Here is a 24889-nt window from a genome sequence, read left to right on the forward strand (position 1 = left end):
AGAGGTGAAGAGAGATGCGAAACAAACAAAGCCTAGTCTTTTTGGCAAGTAGTTTATTCTTACTAATCCTTGCGCCTATTACTAGCGAAGCGATTAGTAATCCTTCGACAAATATCAACGAAGTCAATCGGGAAATAGTGGAGGAATCGGCCAATGATCAGGCAACTAGCGCTCCTTCTCACTCGGAAACATTAGAGCAAGAACCTTCCCTAGAAACGACAACAACAACCGATAATCATCCAGCAGAAACAGACCAATCAACGGCTACTTTAGAACCTAGCGAACAACAAAAGGATGACGATAACAGTGCAACGGAATCGGCGATAGTTGAACCACAGCCGCGCATGTTGGCTGCGCCATACGCTACTTCATTGCCCGATGATCCTAATATCATTCCAATCGACAAGGTATTTCAAGAGCCAATTGGAAATGCAACAAGTATTTTAGAAGGTGGGAAGTTATTACAACTAAACCCAGCTGTTAAATCACAAAAAGGAGCTATTTGGTCAAAAAAACCAATCAGTTTATTGTCGGATTTTACCTTTAAAAGTTATTTGTATTTAGGAAACGAGTATGCAAATGCTGGTGATGGTATGACCTTTACCTTAACGAATGATCCTAGAATGTCCACAACGCCTCAAGAAGTCATTGGTTCACCTGGGATGGGAATCGGTGCATACTCCACGAAAGCTGGTCAACCTTATGTTAGAAATGCCTTATCGATTGAGTTTGATACCTATAAAAATACTGGTAGTTCCAACCGAATGGACCGAGAAATTTCACAAGATAAGGGAAATGGACATTTAGCTTTTGTCACTCCGAAAGCTAATAACAACAACTATACAGGGGAGCATTCAGGTGTCACTGTTGCGCCAACCTATCTATCTAATGGAACCTGGCGCATGTTGACTGTTCATTGGAATGCCGCAGCCAAAGCATTAACATATGATTTAGAAGGTGTGGGCACGAATACGTATGTAGTTTCAGATTTAAATGCACAATTTGGCGCAACAACAGTTTATTGGGGCTTTACATCCTCTACAGGTGGCAAATACCAAGAGAATGCTTTAGCAATGACACAAATTCCTACCAACGTTACGTCACAAGCAGCCCTTAGCGTGAATGGTCAGGAGTTTAGTTCAGCTGTTGAAGCAGTGAAAAATGATCAGGTGATACTACGGAATACGTTGAATATTGACAATGACTTTATCGAAGATCGTCAACCGCAAGTAAGCATTGACTTACCTGATGAATTAGCATATGAAGAAAATTCATTAACGATTGATGGTAAAAAGGTAGCAGCCAAAGATCTGACACAAACAGGGAATCACTTAACAATTGCTTTAAATGACTACCTAGTTTTAAAGAAGGACATGATGATTGAATTAAAAACAACCCTTCAAGATAATACGCCCGAAAAAGTTTTAACTATGAACTTTGACTATTATGAAGAAGGAACCTTACTGCAAAAGTCAAATAATGTAACGATTACTATTCCTAAACCAACAGAAAAAACAGTAACCGTTTTTTATAAAGACGCGGAAGGTAAAGATATTGCTCCACCTAAAAGTGTAACAGGGAAAATTGGTGCACCCTATCAAGAAAAACCCCTAGATATTTCTGGCTATGTTTTTACAAAAGACTCGGGCAATGCGGAAGGAACAATGACAGAGGAAACAAAAGATATTTATTTTTACTATCGTTTAGGGGAACTATATTTTAAAGAGGCACCAAAACAGATTACTTTTGGTACGGAAAAGATACGTAATCAACCACTAATTAAACTTGGGCATCCCACCGAAGGACTCAAAGTCGTGGATGAACGTAACGCAAATAATTGGCGCCTGCAACTAAAGCAAACGCAACCGTTAACAAATGATTCAATTGTAATGCCAGATGTTTTTTCTTTCGTTTCAACTGCTGGAAGCTCTCAGATTACAAATGAGGCAATTACGCTTTTAGAAAGTAATCAGAAAGGTGAAACAGATTTAACAGCATTACTTGATGAATCAAAACAACAAGGAATTCAAATCAATGTTCCTGTAGCTTATCAAAGAGTTGGAACATTTAAAGCTCGTTTATCTTGGGCGTTAGAAGATGTGCCAGGAAATTAAAGAAAAGAATGGAGAAAAGAAAATGAAAAAAGTAACAACAGTATGTTTATCCACATTTATTTTAGGGAGCTTAGGCATGACTTCTCAAGCCTTTGCAGAAGATGGCGGTAGTTATACATCTAATGGTATCGTAGAATTTACACCAAGTGAAGAGCCAACTAATCCGGTTGACCCAACGGATCCAACTAATCCAGTTGATCCTATTGACCCAACAGATCCTGAAGGTCCTAATCCAGGAACAAACGGTCCGTTGTCAATTGATTATGCGTCAAGTCTAGACTTCGGTATTCAAAAAATCACGTCGAAGGATCAGACTTATTTTGCTGCTACCCAAAAATACAAGACGGTAGGCGCAACCGATGAAGTCAAAGAAGGGCCTAACTATGTCCAAGTAACAGATAACCGTGGAACCGAAGCTGGCTGGTCATTAAAAGTGAAACAAGAAGGACAATTTAAATCAACTTCTGGTAAAGAATTGACTGGGGCAGCTATCACGTTTAAAAACGGAAATGTAGTGACTGCTTCAGATTCGGGTAAACCAACAGGCCCAGCCACAATCACGCTAAATTCAGATGGTAGTCAATCAGATGTAATGAGTGCAGCGAAAGGAAACGGTGCAGGAACTTATTTATTTGATTGGGGAACAGATGCAACTACAGCTGCTAAAAGTATTGAGTTAACTGTTCCAGGTTCTACAACCAAATACGCTGAAAAATACGCCACAAAATTAACATGGACGTTGACAGACGCTCCAGGAAATTAAACGAGTTTTAAAAGAAGAATAGCGGGGAACATGGTTACCTGCTATTCACTACATATAGAAAAGGAGTAAATAATTTGAACAGAAAAAAACAACGATTTCTTTTTTTTCCGATACTACTAATTCTTTTAGCGTTAGTACCTAGCAATGGTTTTGCCAGTGAATTTAATTTTGCGGTTACGCCTATTCCATCAGAAAAACAAGTAGATAAAGAAAAAACTTACTTTGATTTATTACTAGCACCAAATGAAGAAACTGAGTTGAAAGTGAACTTGCGCAATGATACAGATAAAGAAGTAAAGGTAGGTATTTCCATCAATAGTGCCATTACCAATTCAAATGTAATCGTGGAGTATGGTGAAAATAAGGGGAAAAAAGATCAAAGTTTAGCGTTTGATATAAAAGACTACGTTCAATACCCTAGCTCAGTTCGTTTAAAACCGAAAAGTGAACAAACGGTTTCTATTAACGTCAAAATGCCTAATACCCCCTTTGATGGAGTGTTAGCTAGTGGTATCACTTTTAAAGAAGAAACGTCAGATGAAGGCAAACGTCAAGACGATAAGAGTCAGGGGTTATCCATTAAAAATGAATATTCGTATGTCGTTGCATTATTGATGCAACAAAACAAAAAAATGGTTGAGCCGAATTTACTTTTGAAAAAAGTCTCACCAGGACAGATTAATGCTAGAAATGTGATTTTAGTCAATCTACAAAATGATCAAAAAACATATATTAACCAAGTTGCCTTTTCGGCAGAGATTACCAAAAAGGGGCATGAAGAAGTTTTATATAAAGAGGAAAAAGCAAACATGCAAATTGCACCAAATACCAATTTTTCTGTTCCCATTGCGCTAAAAGGGCAACCGCTTAAGCCAGGAGATTATCATTTGTCTATGACCGTTGTTGGGAATAAAGATGCTGCAGGCTCATTTAAAAAATCAATAAACAATGAATCGATATCTTTTAGAAATCAATGGCAATTTGAAAAAGACTTTACAATTAATGGCGAAGTTGCCAAAGAATTAAATGAAAAAGATGTGACCTTAAAAGAAAATCATTCAAATTTATATTTGATGATTGGCTTACTACTATTATTGATAGTGATTTTAATCATTGCCTGGTTGATTTGGCGAAAAAAGAAACAGGAAAAAACGAAAGAGAAATATAAAGAGTAGTTAATTTTTGATTTGATCATCGGCAACGTTTTTGTTTGTTTTTACTTATCAAACATGCAGTTTATTCAACAAACCTAACTCAAAAAAAGAAATAATAAGAAGGAGTATTGTTAAATATCGTCTGATACCACTTTACTAGTTATATTTTTTGTTTTGTTATGTAGCTAAAGTATTTGGCAATATATGTGAGAAAAATGGATAAATACAAACATTTACTATTATGGAGTACATTGTTACTCTCGTTTTTTCAAGTAACCACTGTGCAAGCAGTAGAAGAACGGAATCCGATTTATAATCCGACCAATCCAACAGAAGAAATTTATCCGATTGAGAATACTGGCACACCAGAAAAAATGGAAGAAACAAATGAAAGTACTATTACTAGCGAAACGCAAACGGAAGAAAGTAGCGAAGACGTTAGTAAAAAAGAAGTGAAAACCAATAATCCAAAAACAAATGAAGAAAGGCCTTCTTCCAAGAAAAGTCAGCATCAAGTATTTTTCACGGATGAATTATTTGATGCTAGCCATATCACCATTGTACCAAATAGCACAGGCGGTGCTGGAACGGAGGGGCAAAACACTTTTTACTTGAATTTCATACGGGAATTAGTAGGAACGGCTATTTATGGGAGAAAGAATTGATAAATGATGAATTATGAAATTTTTTTAAATAAAGAAGATCAACGAAGTTATTCCTTGCTAAGGCATTTAGAAGAAAGTCCCACGCTATCAGGTACTTTTATTGCACTTCGCGAAGAACTATCAATGTCGAATTTTTTAGTCAAAAAAACATTAGAAAAATTAAAAGCAGATATTGACAATCTAAAGTTAAGCGACAGCTTAACTTTAGTCGTTTCTGATGTAGATGTTACACTTGAAATTGATGGAAACTATTCAAGTAAACTTTTGCTCACGAAATACTTAACAGAATCGCTCTCTTTTAAATTAGTGTTGTCTTACTTTAGAGGAAATTATAGTTTGACAAAGTTTGCTGAATGTAATCATGTCAGCACCTCTGTGGCGTATAGTACCTTACAGAGGCTAAAAAAAGCCTTAAAGGAGTATCAGATCTATTTTAGTAAGCGGGAAATTGTCGGCAATCAAAAAGCAATTTCATTTTTTTTGTATAAATTGTTCACGCTTTCCAATCAACCAATTTCCGAACTATATTCGGTAAAAGTCTATAATGAAGCGAAACGTGTATTACAGTCTGTTGAGTTAAACTATACTTTCACCACCTATGAGCGACGCAATTTTTTTCATTATTTAGCTATTATGATTAACAACGAAGGACGTGCGGTGGAAGGGATTGATACGCGCGCACTGAATACATTTTCAGAGGAACTAATAAAAAAATCGCAAGTGGAATGGGCATTGGCCTCAAAATCATTAACGTATACGATTGTTTTTTTCTTGTATTTGCATGGCAAACTAGAGAAAAAATATGTCATTCACGAAGATCCTACGATTGAAAGCCTAACTCGTGTTTTCATTGGAAGTTTTGAAAAAGCATTTAATTGTTTAGAGGAGTCAACAAGGAATACTCTAGAAGAAGGGTTAGCAATTATTCATTTCAATGTTATTTACTTTCCGCTTAATATGTTTGACGATTTTGAAATGGATTTACAGTTTTTTAAGCAAACATATCCGGAATTTTATTTTTATTTAATTGAATATATTCGTTGGTTAACAGCAAAACATAAAAAAATTGCGAAAGCCAATCACTGTTTGTTTTTTAACTATCTATTGTTGCTAATTAATCATGTTCCGGTTCATTTAATTGCAGAGCCAGCCAAGGTCCTAATTGATTTTTCTTATGGAAAAGAGTATAACCAATTCATCAAAAAAAATTTATCCGTCTATGTGAATTTAAATGTAGAAATTATTGACCCGTTATCAGATACCTTACCAGATGTGGTGATTACCAATTTAAATAACTTGTATCAAGAAGAACAGAGTAAAGTTATGGTTTGGCTGGATCCACCTCGTTCGATTGATTGGGTCAATTTAACGCAATCATTATTGACTATTCAAGAAGAAAAATATCAACAACAAAAAGAATCGACAAAGACAAGCGGTGATCCTATCGAATAGAATCATCGCTTGTCTTTGTGTTTAAGTCTTTACAAAACCACCCAAGTGTTTTATAATATGAATATACATTCATATGAATAGAAAAACATTAATAAGGAGGCGTATAACAATGTCAAAACAAACAGGTGCACACACACATGAAGAAAAAGGTAAAAACGTTCCAGTTATTCTCTTTTTTACAGGATTGGCTCTTTTCTTTATCGGTTTATTTTTAGGGAACATGCTCTTAGTGAAAAATATTCTTTTCTCATTAGCTGCTATTTTAGCTGGTTATCATATTATTGGGGAAGGCTTTGGAGATACGTATCGGGATACGAAAAACAATCGAAAGTTTTCGCCTAATATTCATTTGTTAATGACCTTAGCTGCAGTTGGTTCAGCATTAATGGGAAGTTTTGAAGAATCAGCATTGTTGATTTTGATTTTTGCGGCGGCGCATTTCCTTGAAGATTATGCCCAAGGCAAAAGCCAACGTGAAATTACAAAACTATTAAATTTAAATCCAACAGAAGCTCGCCTGATAACAGATGACGGCTCAATTCAAACTGTGTCAGTTGAACAATTGAAGATTGGTGACCGCGTGCAAGTCCTCAATGGTGCGCAAATCCCGACAGATGGCGTCGTGATTGAAGGAAGTACCGCTGTGGATGAATCATCTATTAATGGGGAAAGTATTCCCAAAGAAAAAAATAGTGGGGACCCAGTTTTTGGTAGTACCATGAACGGTTCAGGCACAATTGTTGTTGAAGTAACGAAAGATAGTTCAGAAACAGTTTTTGCAAAAATCGTACAGCTCGTGAACCAATCACAAGAAAATCAATCAGAAATTGCAAGCAAAATTAAACGATTTGAACCGAAATATGTCACACTAGTTTTAGCAGTTTTTCCTCTAATTGTTTTAGGTGGCGCATTACTTTTCCAATTGACTTGGGCTGAAAGTTTTTACAGAGGCTTGGTCTTCTTAATTGCTGCCTCCCCTTGTGCATTAGCAGCGAGTGCCGTTCCGGCAACTTTATCAGGAATTTCCAATTTAGCGAAACAAGGTGTTTTGTTTAAAGGTGGCTCATTCTTATCAAATTTAGCTGAAGTGAAAGCACTCGCTTTTGATAAAACAGGCACACTAACAAAAGGCAAACCAGAGGTCACAGATTATCTTTTTGTTGATGGCTTAGAAGATCGTCAAGACGAATTAGTGGCTGTTTTAACAAATATGGAGAAAAAATCCAATCATCCATTGGCGACGGCGATTGTTAATCGCTTTGAAGCAGAAACAACGGCTTTAAATTTAGAAGTAGAAAATATTGTCGGGGTGGGTTTAGTAACGACCATTGCAGACACAACTTTTAGAATTGGTAAACCATCTAGTTTCGAACAAGTGCCAACAATCATTGAGAAACAAACAACGAAATTAGCGAGTGAAGGCAAAACGGTAGTGTACTTTGCCGAAAATGAACAAGTGATTGGTTTAGTGGCATTGATGGATGTTCCTAATGAAGAAGCAATGAACGCCATTCACTATTTCAAGTCACAGAATATTGAAACAACAATGATTACAGGAGATGCAAAACTTACGGGTGAAGCAGTTGGCCGCTTAGTAGGCGTGGACCAAGTTTATGCTAATGTTTTGCCTGAGGAAAAATCAGCGATTGTTGATCAATTAAAACGCGAAGTAGGAATGACAGGGATGGTTGGTGATGGCATTAACGATGCGCCCGCTTTAGTGAATGCTGACATCGGAGTGGCGATGGGGGATGGTACAGACATTGCTATCGATGTTGCAGACGTGGTAGTGATGAAAAATGATCTTTCTAAATTAGGCTATGCTCACCGTGTCTCAAAACGCTTGAATAAAATTGTGCAGCAAAATATTATTTTTTCAATGTTAGTGGTAGCAACGTTAATTATCTTGAACTTTTTAGGTATTGCGAATATCGCATTTAGCGTACTTATTCATGAAGGAAGTACCTTAGTGGTCATTTTTAATGGCTTGCGTTTATTAGTTAATACAAAATAAGTCAAATAGTCATTTGCAAGAAAGGAGAGAAAGCGATGAATTCTTTAAAAATGATTGAACTTTCTCTCACCGACGTTGTCATTCGGATGGCTCTAGCCGTGGTTTTTGGAGCTTTGATTGGGTTAGAAAGAAGTATTAAAAGAAAAGGCTTCGGTATCAGTAGTAATGCCATTTTATGTTTGGCCTCCTGTACGATTTCCATTTTACAGATTCAATCGGTGGATATTTTAGTCGATGTGGTGAAACAAAATAGCGCCTTGGCGTCCATTATTTCTATGGATATTACACGATATGGCGCCCAAGTGATTAGTGGTGTAGGCTTTCTCGGTGCGGGGATTATCGTTTTTAGAGAAAGGAAAGTCTCTGGGTTAACGACAGCAGTAATGATGTGGAATGTTACTATTATTGGTTTAGTCATTGGGATGGGTTTTTTAACCATTGCGTTTATCAATCTCGTGGCGACTTTGCTAGTATTAGCTCTGGCCCATTTTAAACGAAAAACTCCTCTAAAACGATTGCAGCTTATTGTAAAAATTAAGGAACCCATGATTAAAGAAAGCCGACTGCATGAACAACTTCAAGCTTCTTTAGAAAAAGGGGAGCGCTTAGTAGAATTGACTTTGGAATCCGAACAAGAGGCAGTAACAGCAAAGATTTCTTATGTAGGCAAAGAAGATTTCTGGCATTCCAACTTGCACCATCTCTTAAAAGAAAAAGGGCACGTTCAATCTGTCTCTGTCACAGAAACAATTTAACCATAAAATAAAGCACTTGGGCGCTAGCGCGCGCCAAGTGCTTTTGTTTAAATATTTAATACTTTATCTAAGAAATCTTTTGTTCGAGGGTTTTGAGGATTTTCAAAGACTTGCTCTGGCGAACCATCTTCTAGGAAGTTACCGCCATCAATGAACATTACTCGGTTAGCCACTTCTTTTGCAAAGCCCATTTCGTGAGTAACGATGACCATTGTCATTCCTTGTTTTGCTAAATCTTTCATTACACCAAGAACATCGCCAACCATTTCTGGATCAAGAGCTGATGTTGGCTCATCGAAAAGCATAATATCAGGATTCATCGCTAACGCACGTGCAATTGCGACACGTTGTTTTTGACCACCAGATAAAGAATCTGGATAGGCATCTTTTTTATCTGCCAACCCAACACGTTCTAAAAGTTCTAACGCTTTTTTCTCCGCTTCGTCTTTTGACAAGCGACCTAAATCGGTTGGTGCTAAAACAATGTTTTCTAAAATAGATAAATGTGGAAACAAATTGAAATGTTGGAAAACCATGCCGATATGTTGACGGACTTGGTTGATGTCCGTATTTTTATCTGTCAAGTTCGCACCATCAATAATAATGTCTCCGCTAGAAGCTTCTTCTAATTGATTCAAGCAACGTAAAAAAGTACTTTTACCAGAACCAGAAGGACCGATGACGCAGACTACGTCGCCTTCGTTAATAGAAACATTAATGTCGTTTAAGACCGTGTTGTCACCATATTTTTTTACTAAATGTTCAACTAAGATTTTTTCAGTCATATTAGTTCACCTTCTTTTCAAGGTTTTTCGCTAATTTAGTTAAACTAGTAATTAAAATTAAGTAGATTAACGCAATAACGAAGTAAACCATTGTACTTTGTAATGTCCGAGCAACAATAATTTTTCCTGTTTGTAGTAGTTCGATTAAGCCAATTGCTGAAAGGATAGTTGTATCTTTCAATGAAATAACAAATTGGTTAATGAATGAAGGAATCATAATGCGAATCGCTTGTGGTAAAATAATTTTTTGCATTGTCCGATTATAGGAAAGACCTAAACTTCTTGAAGCTTCCATTTGGCCAACTGGAACAGCTTTGATTCCGCCGCGCACAATTTCAGAAATATAGGCACTGGCATTTAAAGTTAATGTGATAATCCCAGCAATGAAGACCGGGATATTAAAGCCAAGCACACCAGGTAATCCGAAATAGATGAAGAACGCTAAGACCATCAAAGGAATTCCACGAATTAAATCAACATAAATGGTTGAAAGTACACGTAATGCTTTGATTGGTGAAACGCTGAATAGCCCAAAAATAACGCCGACAATTAAAGCAAGTACGAAGGAAATCAACGTTAATAGAATCGTCATCCATAAACCGTGTAACAATTGTTTCCAGTTGTTTTGCATAAAGCCAACAAATGTAGATTCGTCAGCTGTTTCTTCTTTGGCTTCGTTGCCATCTTTCACGTAAGTGCCGATAATTTTATCGTATTCACCTGTACGTTTCATTTCTTTTAAGCCTTCGTTAAACATTTCAAGTAGTTCAGGATTTTGCCCTTTTTTGACAGCAAAACCGTAAGAACCACCTTTTTCACGAGGAATTGGTGTCGCTAGTGGTTGATTTTGCGCAACCCCATAGCCAATGACAGGATAATCATCCATCATGGCATCAACTTCGCCAATTTCTAATGCACTGTATAATGCATCAGTTGTGTCTAAATACTTAATTGAGTAATCATATTTCTTTTTATTTTTTTCTAAGAAATCAGCACTTTCAGTACCAATTTTTACGCCGACTTTTTTGCCTTTTAAATCATCATACGATTTAATTTTGTCATTGCCTTTTTTGACCGCAATTTGAATACCGCTATCAAAGTAAGGAACAGAGAAGTCGAAGGCTTTTTTACGATCATCCGTAATCGTCATGCCTGCAACCATCCCATCTGCTTGACCAGATTCAACAGCTTGGACAGCAGAACTAAAACCAATAAATTTAAATTCAACAGTAAAACCTTGCAATTCAGCTGCACGTTTGACTAAATCTACATCAATTCCGACATAATCGCCTTGGGCATTTTGAAACTCAAACGGAGCAAACGTAGAATCACTAGCAATCACATATTTCTCTTTTTTAGGAGTGATTTTTTTCATCTGTTCGCCAGCGTCTTGTGTGTTTGTTTCATCACCTGTCGCTAAGTAGTTGTTTAAAATTTTATCATAAGTACCATTGTCTTTAAGATTTTTCAAACCAGCGTTGAACTTTTTGATTAATTCAGGGTTTTGGCCTTTTTTCACTGCGAAACCATAAGAACTGCCTGTTTCTTTATCGCCAACTAATTGTAATTTTTGGCCATTTTTAACTGCGTAGCCCAATACAGGATAATCATCAACGATTGCATCCGCTTCACCGTTTTCTAAGGCTTTATAAAGGCCAGTTGCGTCGTCAAAATTTTTAATGGTGTAGTCATATTTCTCTTTATTTTTTTCAAGGAAATTGGCACTTTCAGTTCCAACTTTAGCCGCAACCGTTTTGCCTTTTAAATCATCATATGATTTAATTTTGTCGTTTCCTTTTTTAACCGCTAATTGTAAACCGCTATCGAAGTATGGATCTGAAAAATCAAAGGATTTTTTTCGCTCATCCGTAATACTCATTCCAGCAATCATGCCATCAATTTGTTTAGATTGAATCGCTTGGACTGCACTATCGAAGCCTAATGGTTTTAAATCCACTTCAAAATCTTGATCTTTGGCAATCGCATCTAATAAATCAACGTCAATACCAATGTATTTTCCTTTTGAGTCTTGGAATTCAAAAGGGGCGAATGTTAAATCCGTTCCAATTGTATATTTCTTTCCTTCTGCATGTGCTGAAGTGCCACTAATGAATGTTAGCAGAGTTACCATCATCACAAAGAAAGAAAGTAAAAAGTGTTTCCTTTTCATAAAATACCTCCTAGTTTTGCATATTGAACAATTATATAGTAAGAAATAGGAAGCTGACAAGTATTTGAACGCTAAAAAGAAAAAAAAACTCTAATTTCCTTACATTTCATGTTATAAAATATGACATAGAAATCAAGAACAAAAGATTAAGATCAGTTGAAGTCCGAAACAGCAAAAGTGGCGAAAATATGTTCGGTATGTTAAACTAATAAGTGGACATTCTGCCAGAATGGGCCGATAATTTAAGAGAAATTAGACACTTTGAGGGGGAGTTATAAATGATCGAAAGAGAAACTTCCAATACCTTTCATTTGGCTTCTAAATATGAGCCTGCCGGAGATCAGCCAGCCGCTATTGCTGAACTAGTTGACGGTGTCAAAGGTGGAGAAAAAGCTCAAATTTTACTTGGAGCGACCGGAACAGGTAAAACATTTACAATCTCTAATGTGATTCAAGAAGTGAACAAACCAACATTAGTGATTGCACATAATAAAACATTAGCTGGACAATTATACGGGGAATTTAAAGAATTTTTCCCAGATAATGCGGTCGAGTATTTTGTCAGTTACTATGATTATTATCAACCAGAAGCATATGTACCCTCAAGTGATACATATATTGAAAAAGATTCCAGTATTAATGATGAAATTGATAAACTACGCCATTCAGCGACAAGTTCTTTATTGGAACGAAACGATGTCATCGTGGTAGCATCAGTTTCTTGTATTTTTGGTTTAGGGGATCCGCGGGAATACAGTCAACAAGTTGTTTCATTACGTGTGGGAATGGAAATGGATCGTAATGAGTTACTAAAAAGCTTAGTCGATATTCAATTCGAACGAAATGATATTGATTTTCAACGGGGGCGTTTTCGTGTCCGCGGTGATGTGGTTGAGATATTCCCAGCTTCACGGGATGAGCATGCACTACGTGTTGAATTTTTCGGAGACGAAATTGATCGAATTCGTGAAGTAGATGCGTTAACTGGTGAAATTGTCGGCGAAACAGAGCATGTCGCTATTTTTCCAGCAACACACTTCGTGACGAACGAAGAACATATGGAACACGCCATTTCGCAGATCCAAGAAGAATTAGAAGCACGTTTGAAAGTGCTTCGCAGTGAAAACAAATTATTGGAAGCCCAACGTTTGGAACAGCGAACCAACTATGATATTGAGATGATGAGAGAGATGGGCTACACGTCAGGGATTGAAAATTACTCTCGACATATGGATGGTCGCCAAGAAGGAGAGCCGCCATATACGCTGTTGGACTTTTTCCCAGATGACTTCTTACTTGTAATCGATGAGTCTCATGTAACAATGCCGCAAATTAGAGGGATGTATAATGGCGACCGAGCACGGAAACAAATGTTAGTGGACTATGGTTTCCGTCTACCAAGTGCACTTGATAACCGACCGCTTCGTTTAGAAGAATTTGAACAACATGTAAACCAAATTGTTTATGTATCGGCAACACCAGGCCCTTATGAAATGGAACAAACAGAGACTGTTGTTCAACAAATCATTCGGCCAACAGGTTTACTAGATCCAGAAGTAGAAATCCGCCCAATTATGGGTCAAATTGATGACTTGGTGGGCGAAATTCATGAACGGATCGAAAAAGATCAGCGAGTGTTTGTCACAACCTTAACGAAGAAAATGGCCGAAGATTTAACCGACTATTTCAAAGAATTAGGCTTAAAAGTTAAATATTTGCATAGTGATATAAAAACACTGGAAAGAACGGAGATTATTCGCGATTTACGATTAGGCGAATTTGATATTCTAATAGGTATTAACTTATTACGTGAAGGAATCGATGTGCCAGAAGTTTCCTTAATTGCGATTCTAGATGCAGATAAAGAAGGCTTCTTACGTAGTGAACGCTCGTTAGTGCAAACGATGGGACGGGCTGCCCGGAACGCTGAAGGAAAAGTCATTATGTATGCAGATAAAATCACCGATTCGATGCAACGAGCTATGGATGAAACGGCACGACGTCGGGCAATCCAAGAAGCATATAATGAAGAACATGGTATTGAACCAAAAACAATTATTAAAGAAATTCGTGATTTGATTTCTATTTCCAAAACAGCTGATAAAGATGAAACAGTGGTTCAATTGGATAAATCATATGAAGATTTATCAAGACAAGAAAAAGCTGATTTATTAATGAAACTTGAAAGAGAAATGAAAGATGCGGCCAAAGCATTAGACTTCGAAACTGCAGCCACATTACGAGATACCATTCTTGAATTGAAAGCTGCCAAATAAGTCAACCAACGGATTAAGTAAAAGATACGATGAACCATCGTATCTTTTACTAATCTTTTCTCTATAGAATGACTTGAAATGATTTGACGTAAGAGATTTAGTAAAAGGAGAACATATATGGCAAATGATAAAATTGTGATTCATGGTGCACGCGCCCATAACTTAAAAAATATTGATGTCACGATTCCTCGTGACAAAATGGTTGTTGTAACTGGACTATCTGGTTCTGGCAAAAGTTCATTAGCATTTGATACGCTTTACGCAGAAGGGCAACGACGTTATGTAGAGAGTCTCTCTGCTTATGCGCGACAATTTTTGGGACAGATGGATAAACCAGATGTTGACAGCATCGATGGTTTAAGTCCAGCTATTTCAATTGATCAAAAGACGACAAGTAAAAACCCGCGCTCAACGGTGGGGACGGTAACAGAAATCAATGATTATTTACGATTGTTATTTGCTCGGGTAGGTCATCCAATTTGTCCTAACGATCATATTGAAATTACCAGTCAGTCTGTTGAACAGATGGTTGATAAAGTCTTAGAGCTACCAGAGCGAACAAAAATTCAAATTTTGGCGCCTGTTGTGGTCAAGAAAAAAGGCCAACATAAAAAAGTGTTTGAAATGATCCAACGTGAAGGGTATGTCAGAATGCGGGTGGATGGTGAAACCTATGATGTTAGTGAGGCACCAGAACTTGAAAAAAATAAAAAACATGATATTGCGATTGTGATTGACCGTATCGTTGTGAAAGAAGGCATTCGCTCTCGCTTGTTCGATTCGTTTGAAGCGGCTTTGCGTTTAGCTGAAGGTTACGCAATTGTTGATGTGATTGGTCAAGAAGAGATGTTGTTTAGTGAACATTATGCTTGTCCTTATTGTGGGTTCACAGTCGGTGAATTGGAACCGCGCTTGTTTTCATTTAATGCACCATTTGGCGCTTGTCCCGATTGTGATGGTTTAGGTGTTAAATTAGAAGTGGACAAAGACTTAGTGATTCCAGATCCCACTAAAACCTTGAGAGAAGGAGCCATTGTTCCGTGGAACCCTATTAGTTCCCAATATTATCCACAAATGTTGGAACAAGCAGCCACCAGTTTTGGGATTGATATGGATACGCCGTTTGAAGAATTACCTGCAGATCAACAAGAAATTATTTTAAATGGTTCTGGCGAGAAAAACTTTCATTTTCATTATGAAAATGACTTTGGTGGTGTTCGTGATGTGGAAGTGCCATTTGAAGGGATTTTAAAAAATATTAAACGACGTTATCATGAAACAAATAGCGATTTTACACGAGATCAAATGCGGTTATACATGACAGAATTGACTTGTCGAAGCTGTCAAGGGTATCGTTTGAATCCGCAAGCTTTAGCTGTAAAAATCAATGGCACGCACATTGGTGAAGTCAGTGAATTAGCAATAAAAAATGCGGTCCAATTTTTTGAAGGTGTGTCTTTATCTGAACAAGAAACAACGATTGCTCGGCCAATTTTAAAAGAAGTCGAAGATCGGTTAACCTTCTTAAAAAATGTCGGGTTAGATTACTTAACCTTAAGTCGAGCTGCCGGCACACTTTCTGGCGGAGAAGCACAAAGAATTCGCTTAGCAACACAAATTGGATCAAACTTATCAGGCGTCCTTTACATTTTAGATGAACCATCAATTGGTTTGCATCAACGAGATAACGACCGCTTGATTGACTCATTGAAAAAAATGCGGGACTTAGGCAATACATTAATTGTGGTGGAACATGATGAAGATACAATGATGGCTTCGGATTACTTGATTGATGTGGGGCCTGGCGCTGGACATCTGGGCGGTGAAGTTGTAGCCGCTGGTACGCCGGAAGAGGTTGCTAAAAATCCGCATTCATTGACTGGACAATATCTTTCTGGGAAAAAAGTGATTCCTGTACCAAAAGAACGTCGCAAAGGTAATGGCAAAGCGATCAAAGTCACTGGTGCCAGTGAAAATAATTTAAAAAATGTCAGTGTTGAATTTCCGCTAGGTGAATTTGTTGCTGTCACAGGTGTTTCAGGTTCAGGGAAAAGCACTTTAGTCAATCAAATTTTGAAAAAAGCACTGGCCCAAAAATTAAATCGTAATTCCAATAAACCTGGGAAACACAAAAGTATCACTGGTTATGAAGCCATTGAAAAGATTGTTGACATTGATCAAAGTCCAATTGGTCGAACGCCAAGAAGTAATCCAGCAACTTATACTAGTGTTTTTGATGACATTCGCGATTTGTTTGCCCAAACAAATGAAGCTAAGGTTCGTGGTTATAAAAAAGGCCGCTTTAGTTTTAACGTCAAAGGTGGCCGTTGTGAAGCTTGTCGCGGGGATGGTATCATCAAAATTGAAATGCACTTTTTACCTGATGTCTATGTGCCTTGCGAAGTTTGTCATGGCAAACGTTATAATTCTGAGACGTTAGAAGTTCATTATAAAGGCAAAAACATTTCTGATATTTTAGATATGACGGTGGAAGATGCCGTAGAATTTTTCAAACATATCCCTAAAATTCATCGTAAATTGCAAACAATTGTGGATGTAGGCTTAGGCTATGTGACATTGGGGCAGCCAGCAACTACTTTATCTGGTGGGGAAGCACAGCGGATGAAGCTAGCGAGTGAACTTCATAAAAATTCTAATGGGAAAAACTTTTATATTCTGGATGAACCAACAACAGGCTTGCATACCGATGATATTGCGCGGTTGCTTCTAGTATTAGAGCGTTTAGTGGAAGCGGGCAATACCGTTTTAGTGATTGAACATAACTTGGATGTCATCAAATCTGCGGATCATGTGATTGATCTAGGGCCAGAAGGTGGCGACGGTGGTGGGACGATCGTGGCGACCGGAACACCAGAAGAAGTTGCTAAAGTCAAAGACAGTTACACAGGATATTATTTAAAACGTGTTCTGAAATAAACATTAATGATTAGATAAAGAACCTTGTTTTTATGGGAAACAAGGTTCTTTTATTATAAAATAACAAATATTTTTTAATAAAAATTAAAAATAAATGTTGACTTAATGTGTAATTAAAAGATATACTATGTTTGTTAACAAAATAACAATGAACACGAAGGGAAGTCTTAAATGAAAAACAAAAAAATAACAACAAGTTTATTAACAGCAGGAATGGTCTTAGCTATCGGAATCACACCTTTTGTACATAGTAACACAATGGAAGCAGCTACTTTAATTTCACAATCAGACCATGAAAAAGTAATGAGTTTTACCAAGAAAGATTTAAAAGAAGCAACGGGCATTCAATTGGAGCCGGCGACAGTACAAGCCGTTCATCAGGAATTAAAGCAACAAATCACCTGGGAAACATTAGGCTATTCCACAATTGATGCGCAAAATATTGCGACACGTTTTACACAAAATACATATCAGGCTCTGGGGATTTTAACAGATATCGCCAACCATTCAGACCTTCAATTGAAAGTCATTACCATTAATAATCCCTATCTAGCAACAGCTAAAATTGGTACCTTTAAGTGGGAAACCGTAACTCCTGAAGTTGGTGGGGACCATGAAACAGCAGACAATGAACTAACCACACCAACACCGACTGTTGCCAGTCTTCAAGAGATTGACGTAGAAATCGAATACGACGAAAATGAAATTGAGTTCACCTATGAAATAAAATCGAACGGAACAATTGAAGCAACGTATGAAGATGAATCTGCTGATTTAGAATTAGAAGGTAAGGCAGCACAAGACAAAATCATGACTCTTTTAGATGGATTGTCAATCAAAACAGCTACAAATGAACAAATTAAAGAACACATTACGAAAAAGTTAGCCGTGAATGAACAAGTAAAACAATTTGAGTTTGAAGCTAATTTTACTGATAAAACAGAAATTGAGTTTGTATTAAAATAACACAGAGTTATATAGTATAATTCAGCAATTAAAACAGCATTGACAAAAATGTCAATGCTGTTTTTCTATGAAAGAATAGAAATCTTTATAAGAATGATTGAAAAGCTTTCTTTGATACGCCCGGGGTGTTATAATATAGTGATGCAAGTGAAGGGAGTGTTGAATATGCCAGAAAATTTACAACTGGTTATTATTACAGGAATGAGTGGCGCTGGAAAAACAGTCGCTGTTCAAAGCTTTGAAGACATGGGCTATTTCTGTATCGACAATTTACCACCAAGCTTAATCCCAAAATTTTGGGAATTAATTAAAGAATCTGGAAAAGTTACCAAGATTGCGTTAGTGATCGATTTACGTTCACGGACCTTCTTTAGAGAAATTCAGGATATGTTAGTCGAACTTGAAAATACTAATTTTATTGATACAACGATTTTATTTTTAGATGCCACCGATGAAGAGTTAGTTTCTCGTTATAAAGAGACACGGCGTGCGCATCCAATGGCGATGGATGGTTTAGTGACAGAAGGTATTCGTAAAGAACGTGCAATGCTGGAAGAAATCAAGGCGGATGCTCAGTTGGTCATTGACACTACGGACTTGTCCCCTCGTCAATTGCGGGAACGTTTGAATAAAGAACTAGCAACGAGAGAGACACACGAATTTCGAGTGGAAATGGTGTCCTTCGGCTTTAAATATGGCTTGCCGATTGATGCAGATATCGTTATGGATGTTCGCTTTTTACCTAACCCCCATTATATTGATGAACTACGACCGTTAACTGGAATGGATCAACCTGTTTATGATTATGTGATGGGCTTCCCAGAAACAGATGAATTTTATACAAAATTTATCGATTTACTGCGAACAGTCTTACCTGGATATAAAAAAGAAGGTAAAAGTAGCGTCACCATTGCAATTGGCTGTACTGGTGGACAACATCGCTCTGTTGCATTGACAGAACGTGTTGGCGCTGAATTAAAAGAGGAAGATTACCATGTAAATATTACCCACCGCGACCGCTTAAAAAGAAAAGAAACGGTTAATCGCTCTTAATGAAAACCTATCGAATTCGTAAACCGAAGATCGTGGTTGTTGGTGGTGGAACAGGCTTGCCAGTAATTTTGAAAAGTTTAAGAAACCAAAGTGTTGATATTACTGCCGTCGTAACGGTCGCTGATGATGGCGGTAGTAGTGGCGAGCTTCGTTCCTCTATTAATAACATGACACCTCCGGGAGATTTAAGAAATGTTTTAGTGGCATTGTCAGATATGCCACAATTATATGAAGATATTTTTCAATATCGTTTTGATAAATCAGATAGTCATTTTGCCAATCATGCAATCGGTAATTTAATCATTGCTGCTGTCTCAGAAATGAGAGGAAGTACGTATGAAGCGATTCAATTGCTTTCAAAAATGATGCATGTTGATGGACGGATTTATCCATCATCAGAACGGCCATTAACGTTACATGCCGTATTTAAAGATGGCTCAGTGGCGGTGGGAGAATCAAAAATTGCACTGGATCGCAAGACGATTGACCATGTGTTTGTGACAAATACACACGGAGAAGAACAGCCAAGAGCTGCGCGCAAAGTCGTCAAAGCAATTGAAGAAGCAGACATGGTCGTGTTAGGACCAGGGAGCCTTTTTACAAGTATTTTGCCTAATTTAGTTATTACAGAAATTGGTGAAGCCATCAAACAAACAGCTGCGGAAGTAGTCTATATTTGTAACATCATGACCCAAAAAGGGGAAACGGAACATTTTACGGATGCCGATCATGTTCGTGTCTTAAACGAGCATCTACAAGCGCAGTTTGTTGATACAGTGCTGGTTAACACAGAAAAAGTACCAGAAAATTACATGGATCCTGAAATTTATGATGAATATTTAGTTCAAGTAAAGCATGATTTTCAAGGATTACGTGAAGAAGGATGCCGAGTCATTTCGACAGACTTTTTAGAATTAAGAGATGGCGGAGTTTTTCATGATGGGGAAAAAGTTGTTGAAGAACTTTTCCGTATCGTATTTGGAACGAAATATTAATTAATCAAAAGAATCAAGAGAGGAGGAGCTTAGATGTCTTTTGCCTCGGATGTCAAAAAAGAGTTAACTGGTTTAGAAGTCCATCGAGAACACGCGAAAGCAGAATTAGCAGCATTAATTCGGATGAATGGCTCACTTAGCTTAGTTAATCAACAGTTTGTCTTGAATGTACAAACGGAAAATGCTGCAATTGCTCGTCGAATGTATTCATTGCTGAAAGATCATTACCATGCACAAGCAGAATTATTAGTTCGTAAAAAAATGAAACTAAAGAAAAATAATGTTTACATTGTGCGTCTAAAACAAGATACACAAAAAATTCTAGCTGATTTGGATATTATGGATGGGGTCGTTTTTAATGGCAATGTGTCAAATGAAATCATGGGTAACGCGCAAAAAATGCGTTCCTATTTACGTGGGGCCTTCATGGCTTCTGGCTCAGTTAATAATCCGGAAACAAGTCGCTATCATTTAGAAATTTTTTCAATTTATGAAGAACACAATAATGATATTTGTAAGATGTTGAATTACTATGACTTAAACGCTCGAACATTGGGACGCCGAAATGGGTATATTTGTTATTTAAAAGGTGCTGAAAAAATTGCCGACTTTTTAACGTTAATTGGTGCCACGAACTCTATGTTGAAATTTGAAGATGTCCGGATTGTCCGTGATATGCGGAATTCAGTAAATCGTTTAGTGAATTGCGAAACAGCGAATTTAAATAAAACCATTGATGCGGCTTCAAAACAAATTGAAAATATTCAATTTATTGAAAGTACAGTAGGGTTGACGTCATTACCGGAGAAACTTCAGGAAATCGCAGAATTACGGTTAGAGTATCCGGAAGTTAGTCTCAAAGAACTAGGGGAAATGATTCCTTCAGGAGCTATTTCTAAGTCAGGTATTAATCATCGTATTCGAAAAATTAATGAATTTGCAGAAAAATTACGAGAAAAAAGTGCGTAACTTTTCTGCTCCAGAAGTGAAGAATAACATTTCCGTTTGAAGTGCTATCCTTCACTTTTTCTTTAAGCGTGTAAAAAAAAATAAAGTGTGCAAAAAGTGTGTAGCACTGAAATGTAGTGTTGACCTGTGGTTTAAAGAAACGACGTTGGCACGAATGTTGCATGTAATAAAATGCGAGCGATTACTTATTGCTGTTTTTAACTAAAACATTAAAAACTATTGGAGGGGTCAAAATGGTTCAACGATTAATTAGTGCAAATGCATCAGAAATCAAACGGATGTCAAAAGAAGAGCTGTTTCAGAGTATTAAAGCGAGCGAAGGGCGCGTAATTTTATCGGAAAATGTGGTAGTTCATCCATCCGTAGCAGGTGATATCACTTGTGCGGAAATGTCAAAAGCATATGGCGCAGACATGATTTTATTGAATGTTTTCGATGTTAATCAACCCATTGTAGTAGCCGCTTATGAAGGGCAATATACTGCGGAAACATGTGTCCCTAATGATGAGGTTGTTCATCGTTTGAAAGAACTAGTCGGTTTACCGATTGGCATGAATGTCGAACCTGTTGATGAAAATTTAGACTTAGCTTCAACGAGAGTTTCGATTGAACCAGGTAGAAAAGCATCAGCAGCTACTTTCAAAAAAGCCAATGAACTGGGTTTGGATTTTATCTTATTGACAGGTAATCCAGGAACTGGCGTGACCAACGACTTGATTGCTAAGAACGTGGCCTTAGCCAAAAAACATTTTGACGGCATCATTATTGCCGGAAAAATGCACAGTTCAGGCGTAGATGAACCAGTGGTCAGTTTAAAATCAGCTGAACAATTTATTGAAGCGGGCGCTGATATTGTCTTAGTCCCAGCAGTCGGCACGGTTTGGGGCATCGATGATCAACAAGTCAAAGAAGTTGTGGATTTTGCACATTCAAAAGGAAAATTAGTTATGAGTGCCATTGGAACTTCACAAGAAAGTGCTCAACCTGAAGTTATCCAAGCAATCGGCATTAGAAATAAAATTTTAGGCGTAGATATTCAACATATTGGCGATGCCAATATGGGCTTAGTTGGTATTGAAAATATTAAAGAGCTTTCTGATGCGATACGCGGGAAAAGACATACTGTTGCTAGAATGGCTCGTTCGATTAATCGTTAAAAAAGTGAACAGAGGCACGAATTCAGAAAATTTGAATTCGTGTCTTATGATTTTTTTATTGAAAAACGGTATACTAAAAGAGAAATAAAGGTTTGAAAGGATGAGGTTTTTTATGGATATTTCAGTAATTGATGCAACAAAAGTTAACACAGAAACAGGGCTTCACATTGGTGAGCGCAATGCCCCTGTCAAAATGATAGAATTTATCAATGTTCGCTGTCCTTATTGCAGAAAATGGTTTGAAGAGTCTGAGGAACTGTTAGCACAATCTGTCAAAAGTGGTAAAGTTGAACGTATCATTAAGTTGTTTGATAAAGAAAAAGAAAGTTTACAACGCGGCAATGTGATGCATCACTACATTGACTATTCAGCGCCTGAACAAGCACTGTCAGCATTGCATAAAATGTTTGCTACGCAAGATGAATGGGGAAACTTAACCTTAGAAGAAGTAGCGACGTATGCTGAAAAAAATCTTGGTTTAAAAGAACAAACAGATGCAACGCTTGTTTCCGCAGTGATTGCTGAAGCCAATGCGGCGCACATTCAATTTGTGCCAACGATCGTCATTGGTGAGCATATCTTTGACGAAAGTGTTACTGAAGAAGAATTACGAGGATACATTGAAAAATAAAAAAATGGAAACAGCGACAGTCGCTGTTTCCATTTTTTATTTTTAATTTAAGGCGCTACTATTTTCCATTACTTCATCGATTAAACCATATTCTTTTGCTTGTTCGGCAGTCATATAGTTATCACGATCGGTATCACGTTCAATCACTTCAATAGGTTGGCCAGTTCGTTCAGCTAAAATTGAATTTAAACGTTGACGAGTATCTAAAATGTGACGAGCAGCAATTTCAATTTCTGTTGCTTGCCCTTGAGCGCCACCAAGTGGTTGGTGAATCATGATTTCCGCATTTGGTAAAGCGAAACGTTTGCCTTTTTGACCAGCTGTTAATAAGAAGCTACCCATTGAAGCCGCCATTCCTAATACGATCGTTTGGACATCCGCTTTAACGAAATTCATGGTATCGAAAATCGCTAAACCTGCAGAAACGCTGCCACCAGGAGAGTTAATGTACAAGTAAATGTCTTTTTCTGAATCTTGGGCATCTAAGAATAATAACTGTGCAATCACTGAGTTTGCCACGTTATCATCGATAGGGCCGCTTAGCATAATGATGCGGTCTTTTAATAAACGAGAGTAAATGTCATAAGCACGTTCACCGCGAGATGATTGTTCAATAACTGTTGGAATTAAATTCATAAGTAAATCCTCCTATATAAAGAAACTTTTAAAGTCATTCTATCACAAAGCACTTTGAATGCCTATGAAAAGTATACCTCTTTGGTCAATAAAGGTCAACGAAGTCGCTTGAAAAATTTTGTGTCATTTTTTATCCGAAACTTTTGGATTATGTTATACTAAAATGGAAAATTAGAAAAGAGCGAGGGGAAAAATATGTTTGTTTTTATCGCCGGAATGGTCGGTGTAATCGTCGGTGCGCTAATAGTCACAGCAAGTGCCGCCTTACATTCATCTTACAAAGAGCGAAAAGAAGTACGTTATCGTGAACTAGAACATTTGGTTAAAGAAATTGAATCATTGAATTTATTAAATAAAAAAGTCAAAGAAATTTTACAAAAGCGTGAATTATATATAGACAGATCAATTGAATACTTATCGATGGATGATTGTTTCATCAGCATCGATGATTTTATTTATTTGGAATCATTTTCTGCTCAAAATAATTTTTACTTACCGACGTACTTAATTGAAGAATTTTTCAAAAAAATTGCGCATCGTAAAGTCATTTTGACGGCCAGCGAAGTTGCTGAAATGGGTGGACACACCTATAAAGGTGGCCGTGTTATTTTAGAAAATTTTTCAGACGAGATTTTAGCAATTATTGAAGATAAAAAACGTAAAATGCAGCGTTTGTCTAACGAACCACTTCATTATTTTAAAGCGATTAAATAAAAAAAGAACCAGCGTACCCGCTAATTTTTTGGGGTAGCTGGTTCTTTTTCTTGTTGTTCCATATCGGTCATAGTGTCTTCAATTTCTTTATGTAAGAAATAAGAAATAACTGTACGGATGATCACCAAGGTTGCCAATTTCAAAATATCTTGAAAAGTTGGTTTGACAATAGATTCAATAATATCAGCAGCAATTAAAATTTCTAAACTTAACAGAATGTAGCTACCAAGGAAGTTTTTGATGAACGTATTCATTTTGGTTAAGGTAAAGCGGCTTTGATTTTGTCGTTCACTTTTAATGAAATCTTTTCCTGCTAAACAAACACCCCAAACTAAAACAATAATCGAAAAAACATTCAGACCTAAAATACATAGCTCAAAAAGTGGGGTTAAAAGCGTCATTAACTGATGGGGCCACTCATTCATCGTATTCACTCCTACCAAAAAGCCTTTTCTTTAACTATAACGAAACGGCTGACTAACGTCAAATATTGTTGAAATAAACGGGCTAAACTATTCAGCTTATAGAAAAAAACTAAGAAAATTATGAATAGCATCTAACAATTAAGTAAAAGGATTGTAAAGGTTCTTTTACTTTTTTTGTGTAAAAAAAGACTTTTAAAAGGAATCAGGTGTCAAAAAGTAAGTGAAAACCAACTTTGTCAGTGGATAGTCTTTTCATTA

At 37.1% G+C, this 24889-nt stretch carries 20 protein-coding genes; 16 read left to right on the forward strand and 4 right to left on the reverse strand.

Annotated features, from left to right (window positions below):
• The first annotated feature begins 14 nt into the window (after positions 1-14).
• The 7 genes from IGL07_RS02770 (at position 15) to IGL07_RS02800 (ending at position 8917) form a co-directional block, all read left to right on the forward strand.
• Complete coding sequence (locus tag IGL07_RS02770) at positions 15-2114, forward strand: lectin-like domain-containing protein (RefSeq protein ID WP_010817054.1); 2100 nt, start codon at positions 15-17, stop codon at positions 2112-2114.
• Positions 2115-2136: 22 nt separating this feature from the next.
• Positions 2137-2877 (forward strand): WxL domain-containing protein, encoded by a 741-nt coding sequence (locus IGL07_RS02775; protein ID WP_010817055.1) that lies wholly within the window; start codon positions 2137-2139, stop codon positions 2875-2877.
• A 74-nt stretch (positions 2878-2951) separates the two neighbouring features.
• Complete coding sequence (locus IGL07_RS02780) at positions 2952-4052, forward strand: DUF916 and DUF3324 domain-containing protein (RefSeq protein ID WP_010817056.1); 1101 nt, start codon at positions 2952-2954, stop codon at positions 4050-4052.
• Positions 4053-4246: 194 nt separating this feature from the next.
• A complete protein-coding gene (locus IGL07_RS02785; RefSeq protein WP_010817057.1) occupies positions 4247-4696 on the forward strand; it encodes a hypothetical protein in 450 nt (149 codons plus the stop codon).
• A 3-nt stretch (positions 4697-4699) separates the two neighbouring features.
• Positions 4700-6148, forward strand: coding sequence for a helix-turn-helix domain-containing protein (locus tag IGL07_RS02790; RefSeq protein WP_002375978.1), 1449 nt, complete (start codon positions 4700-4702; stop codon positions 6146-6148).
• 109 nt (positions 6149-6257) lie between these two features.
• Positions 6258-8162, forward strand: coding sequence for a heavy metal translocating P-type ATPase (locus IGL07_RS02795; RefSeq protein WP_002391769.1), 1905 nt, complete (start codon positions 6258-6260; stop codon positions 8160-8162).
• Positions 8163-8197: 35 nt separating this feature from the next.
• Positions 8198-8917, forward strand: coding sequence for an MgtC/SapB family protein (locus IGL07_RS02800; RefSeq protein ID WP_010712025.1), 720 nt, complete (start codon positions 8198-8200; stop codon positions 8915-8917).
• A gap of 47 nt (positions 8918-8964) precedes the next feature.
• Here the strand turns inward: IGL07_RS02800 and IGL07_RS02805 are convergent, their stop codons facing one another.
• Together IGL07_RS02805 and IGL07_RS02810 are read right to left on the reverse strand one after the other, a co-directional pair.
• Positions 8965-9702: an amino acid ABC transporter ATP-binding protein gene (locus IGL07_RS02805; RefSeq protein ID WP_002355616.1), complete on the reverse strand. Its 738-nt coding sequence runs from the start codon at positions 9700-9702 to the stop codon at positions 8965-8967.
• A 1-nt stretch (position 9703) separates the two neighbouring features.
• On the reverse strand, positions 9704-11872 hold the full coding sequence (locus tag IGL07_RS02810; RefSeq protein WP_002361277.1) for an amino acid ABC transporter substrate-binding protein/permease: 2169 nt from the start codon (positions 11870-11872) through the stop codon (positions 9704-9706).
• A gap of 278 nt (positions 11873-12150) precedes the next feature.
• On the opposite strand from IGL07_RS02810, the gene uvrB reads away from it, so the two are divergent.
• The 8 genes from uvrB to IGL07_RS02850 all read left to right on the forward strand — a co-directional run bounded on the left by uvrB (position 12151) and on the right by IGL07_RS02850 (position 22856).
• Entirely contained in the window at positions 12151-14148 is a 1998-nt protein-coding gene (uvrB, locus tag IGL07_RS02815; RefSeq protein WP_002355618.1) for an excinuclease ABC subunit UvrB, read from the forward strand.
• Between the two features lie 117 nt (positions 14149-14265).
• A complete protein-coding gene (uvrA, locus tag IGL07_RS02820; protein ID WP_010817058.1) occupies positions 14266-17085 on the forward strand; it encodes an excinuclease ABC subunit UvrA in 2820 nt (939 codons plus the stop codon).
• A gap of 171 nt (positions 17086-17256) precedes the next feature.
• The gene (locus IGL07_RS02825; protein ID WP_002366200.1) at positions 17257-18051 is read left to right on the forward strand and encodes a YusW family protein; all 795 of its coding nucleotides are present in this window, start codon (positions 17257-17259) and stop codon (positions 18049-18051) included.
• A gap of 165 nt (positions 18052-18216) precedes the next feature.
• Entirely contained in the window at positions 18217-19104 is an 888-nt protein-coding gene (rapZ, locus tag IGL07_RS02830) for an RNase adapter RapZ (RefSeq protein WP_002355625.1), read from the forward strand.
• On the forward strand, positions 19104-20099 hold the full coding sequence (locus tag IGL07_RS02835; protein WP_002355627.1) for a gluconeogenesis factor YvcK family protein: 996 nt from the start codon (positions 19104-19106) through the stop codon (positions 20097-20099). Before rapZ ends, IGL07_RS02835 begins: the two co-directional genes overlap by 1 nt.
• Before the next feature lie 33 nt (positions 20100-20132).
• Positions 20133-21068, forward strand: coding sequence for a DNA-binding protein WhiA (gene whiA / locus IGL07_RS02840; RefSeq protein ID WP_002358736.1), 936 nt, complete (start codon positions 20133-20135; stop codon positions 21066-21068).
• A gap of 233 nt (positions 21069-21301) precedes the next feature.
• Complete coding sequence (locus tag IGL07_RS02845; protein ID WP_002358737.1) at positions 21302-22225, forward strand: DUF7916 family protein; 924 nt, start codon at positions 21302-21304, stop codon at positions 22223-22225.
• Between the two features lie 112 nt (positions 22226-22337).
• Positions 22338-22856, forward strand: a complete 519-nt coding sequence (locus IGL07_RS02850) for a DsbA family protein (protein ID WP_010712027.1) — start codon at positions 22338-22340, stop codon at positions 22854-22856.
• 42 nt (positions 22857-22898) lie between these two features.
• Here IGL07_RS02850 and clpP read toward each other — a convergent pair whose 3' ends face one another.
• Positions 22899-23492, reverse strand: coding sequence for an ATP-dependent Clp endopeptidase proteolytic subunit ClpP (clpP, locus tag IGL07_RS02855; RefSeq protein WP_002355633.1), 594 nt, complete (start codon positions 23490-23492; stop codon positions 22899-22901).
• Positions 23493-23687: 195 nt separating this feature from the next.
• On the opposite strand from clpP, the gene IGL07_RS02860 reads away from it, so the two are divergent.
• Positions 23688-24206 carry a hypothetical protein gene (locus IGL07_RS02860; RefSeq protein WP_002355635.1) on the forward strand — a complete coding sequence of 173 codons (519 nt, stop codon included), beginning with the start codon at positions 23688-23690 and terminating at the stop codon, positions 24204-24206.
• Between the two features lie 20 nt (positions 24207-24226).
• On the opposite strand, the gene IGL07_RS02865 is transcribed toward IGL07_RS02860, so the two are convergent.
• Entirely contained in the window at positions 24227-24631 is a 405-nt protein-coding gene (locus tag IGL07_RS02865; RefSeq protein ID WP_010817059.1) for a DUF1622 domain-containing protein, read from the reverse strand.
• Positions 24632-24889: the final 258 nt, after the last annotated feature.

Origin of the sequence: Enterococcus sp. DIV1368f, assembly GCF_051712245.1 — a bacterium.
GTDB lineage: Bacteria > Bacillota > Bacilli > Lactobacillales > Enterococcaceae > Enterococcus > Enterococcus faecalis.

What these genes read in the sequence shown, in the direction of transcription:
- IGL07_RS02770 (WP_010817054.1), top strand. Translation starts at nt 15, where the DNA reads ATGCGAAACAAACAAAGCCTAGTCTTTTTGGCAAGTAGTTTATTCTTA.
- IGL07_RS02775 (WP_010817055.1), top strand. Translation starts at nt 2,137, where the DNA reads ATGAAAAAAGTAACAACAGTATGTTTATCCACATTTATTTTAGGGAGC.
- IGL07_RS02785 (WP_010817057.1), top strand. Translation starts at nt 4,247, where the DNA reads ATGGATAAATACAAACATTTACTATTATGGAGTACATTGTTACTCTCG.
- IGL07_RS02790 (WP_002375978.1), top strand. Translation starts at nt 4,700, where the DNA reads ATGATGAATTATGAAATTTTTTTAAATAAAGAAGATCAACGAAGTTAT.
- IGL07_RS02795 (WP_002391769.1), top strand. Translation starts at nt 6,258, where the DNA reads ATGTCAAAACAAACAGGTGCACACACACATGAAGAAAAAGGTAAAAAC.
- IGL07_RS02800 (WP_010712025.1), top strand. Translation starts at nt 8,198, where the DNA reads ATGAATTCTTTAAAAATGATTGAACTTTCTCTCACCGACGTTGTCATT.
- IGL07_RS02805 (WP_002355616.1), bottom strand. Translation starts at nt 9,702, where the DNA reads ATGACTGAAAAAATCTTAGTTGAACATTTAGTAAAAAAATATGGTGAC.
- IGL07_RS02810 (WP_002361277.1), bottom strand. Translation starts at nt 11,872, where the DNA reads ATGAAAAGGAAACACTTTTTACTTTCTTTCTTTGTGATGATGGTAACT.
- uvrB (WP_002355618.1), top strand. Translation starts at nt 12,151, where the DNA reads ATGATCGAAAGAGAAACTTCCAATACCTTTCATTTGGCTTCTAAATAT.
- uvrA (WP_010817058.1), top strand. Translation starts at nt 14,266, where the DNA reads ATGGCAAATGATAAAATTGTGATTCATGGTGCACGCGCCCATAACTTA.
- IGL07_RS02825 (WP_002366200.1), top strand. Translation starts at nt 17,257, where the DNA reads ATGAAAAACAAAAAAATAACAACAAGTTTATTAACAGCAGGAATGGTC.
- rapZ (WP_002355625.1), top strand. Translation starts at nt 18,217, where the DNA reads ATGCCAGAAAATTTACAACTGGTTATTATTACAGGAATGAGTGGCGCT.
- IGL07_RS02835 (WP_002355627.1), top strand. Translation starts at nt 19,104, where the DNA reads ATGAAAACCTATCGAATTCGTAAACCGAAGATCGTGGTTGTTGGTGGT.
- whiA (WP_002358736.1), top strand. Translation starts at nt 20,133, where the DNA reads ATGTCTTTTGCCTCGGATGTCAAAAAAGAGTTAACTGGTTTAGAAGTC.
- IGL07_RS02845 (WP_002358737.1), top strand. Translation starts at nt 21,302, where the DNA reads ATGGTTCAACGATTAATTAGTGCAAATGCATCAGAAATCAAACGGATG.
- IGL07_RS02850 (WP_010712027.1), top strand. Translation starts at nt 22,338, where the DNA reads ATGGATATTTCAGTAATTGATGCAACAAAAGTTAACACAGAAACAGGG.
- clpP (WP_002355633.1), bottom strand. Translation starts at nt 23,492, where the DNA reads ATGAATTTAATTCCAACAGTTATTGAACAATCATCTCGCGGTGAACGT.
- IGL07_RS02860 (WP_002355635.1), top strand. Translation starts at nt 23,688, where the DNA reads ATGTTTGTTTTTATCGCCGGAATGGTCGGTGTAATCGTCGGTGCGCTA.
- IGL07_RS02865 (WP_010817059.1), bottom strand. Translation starts at nt 24,631, where the DNA reads ATGAATGAGTGGCCCCATCAGTTAATGACGCTTTTAACCCCACTTTTT.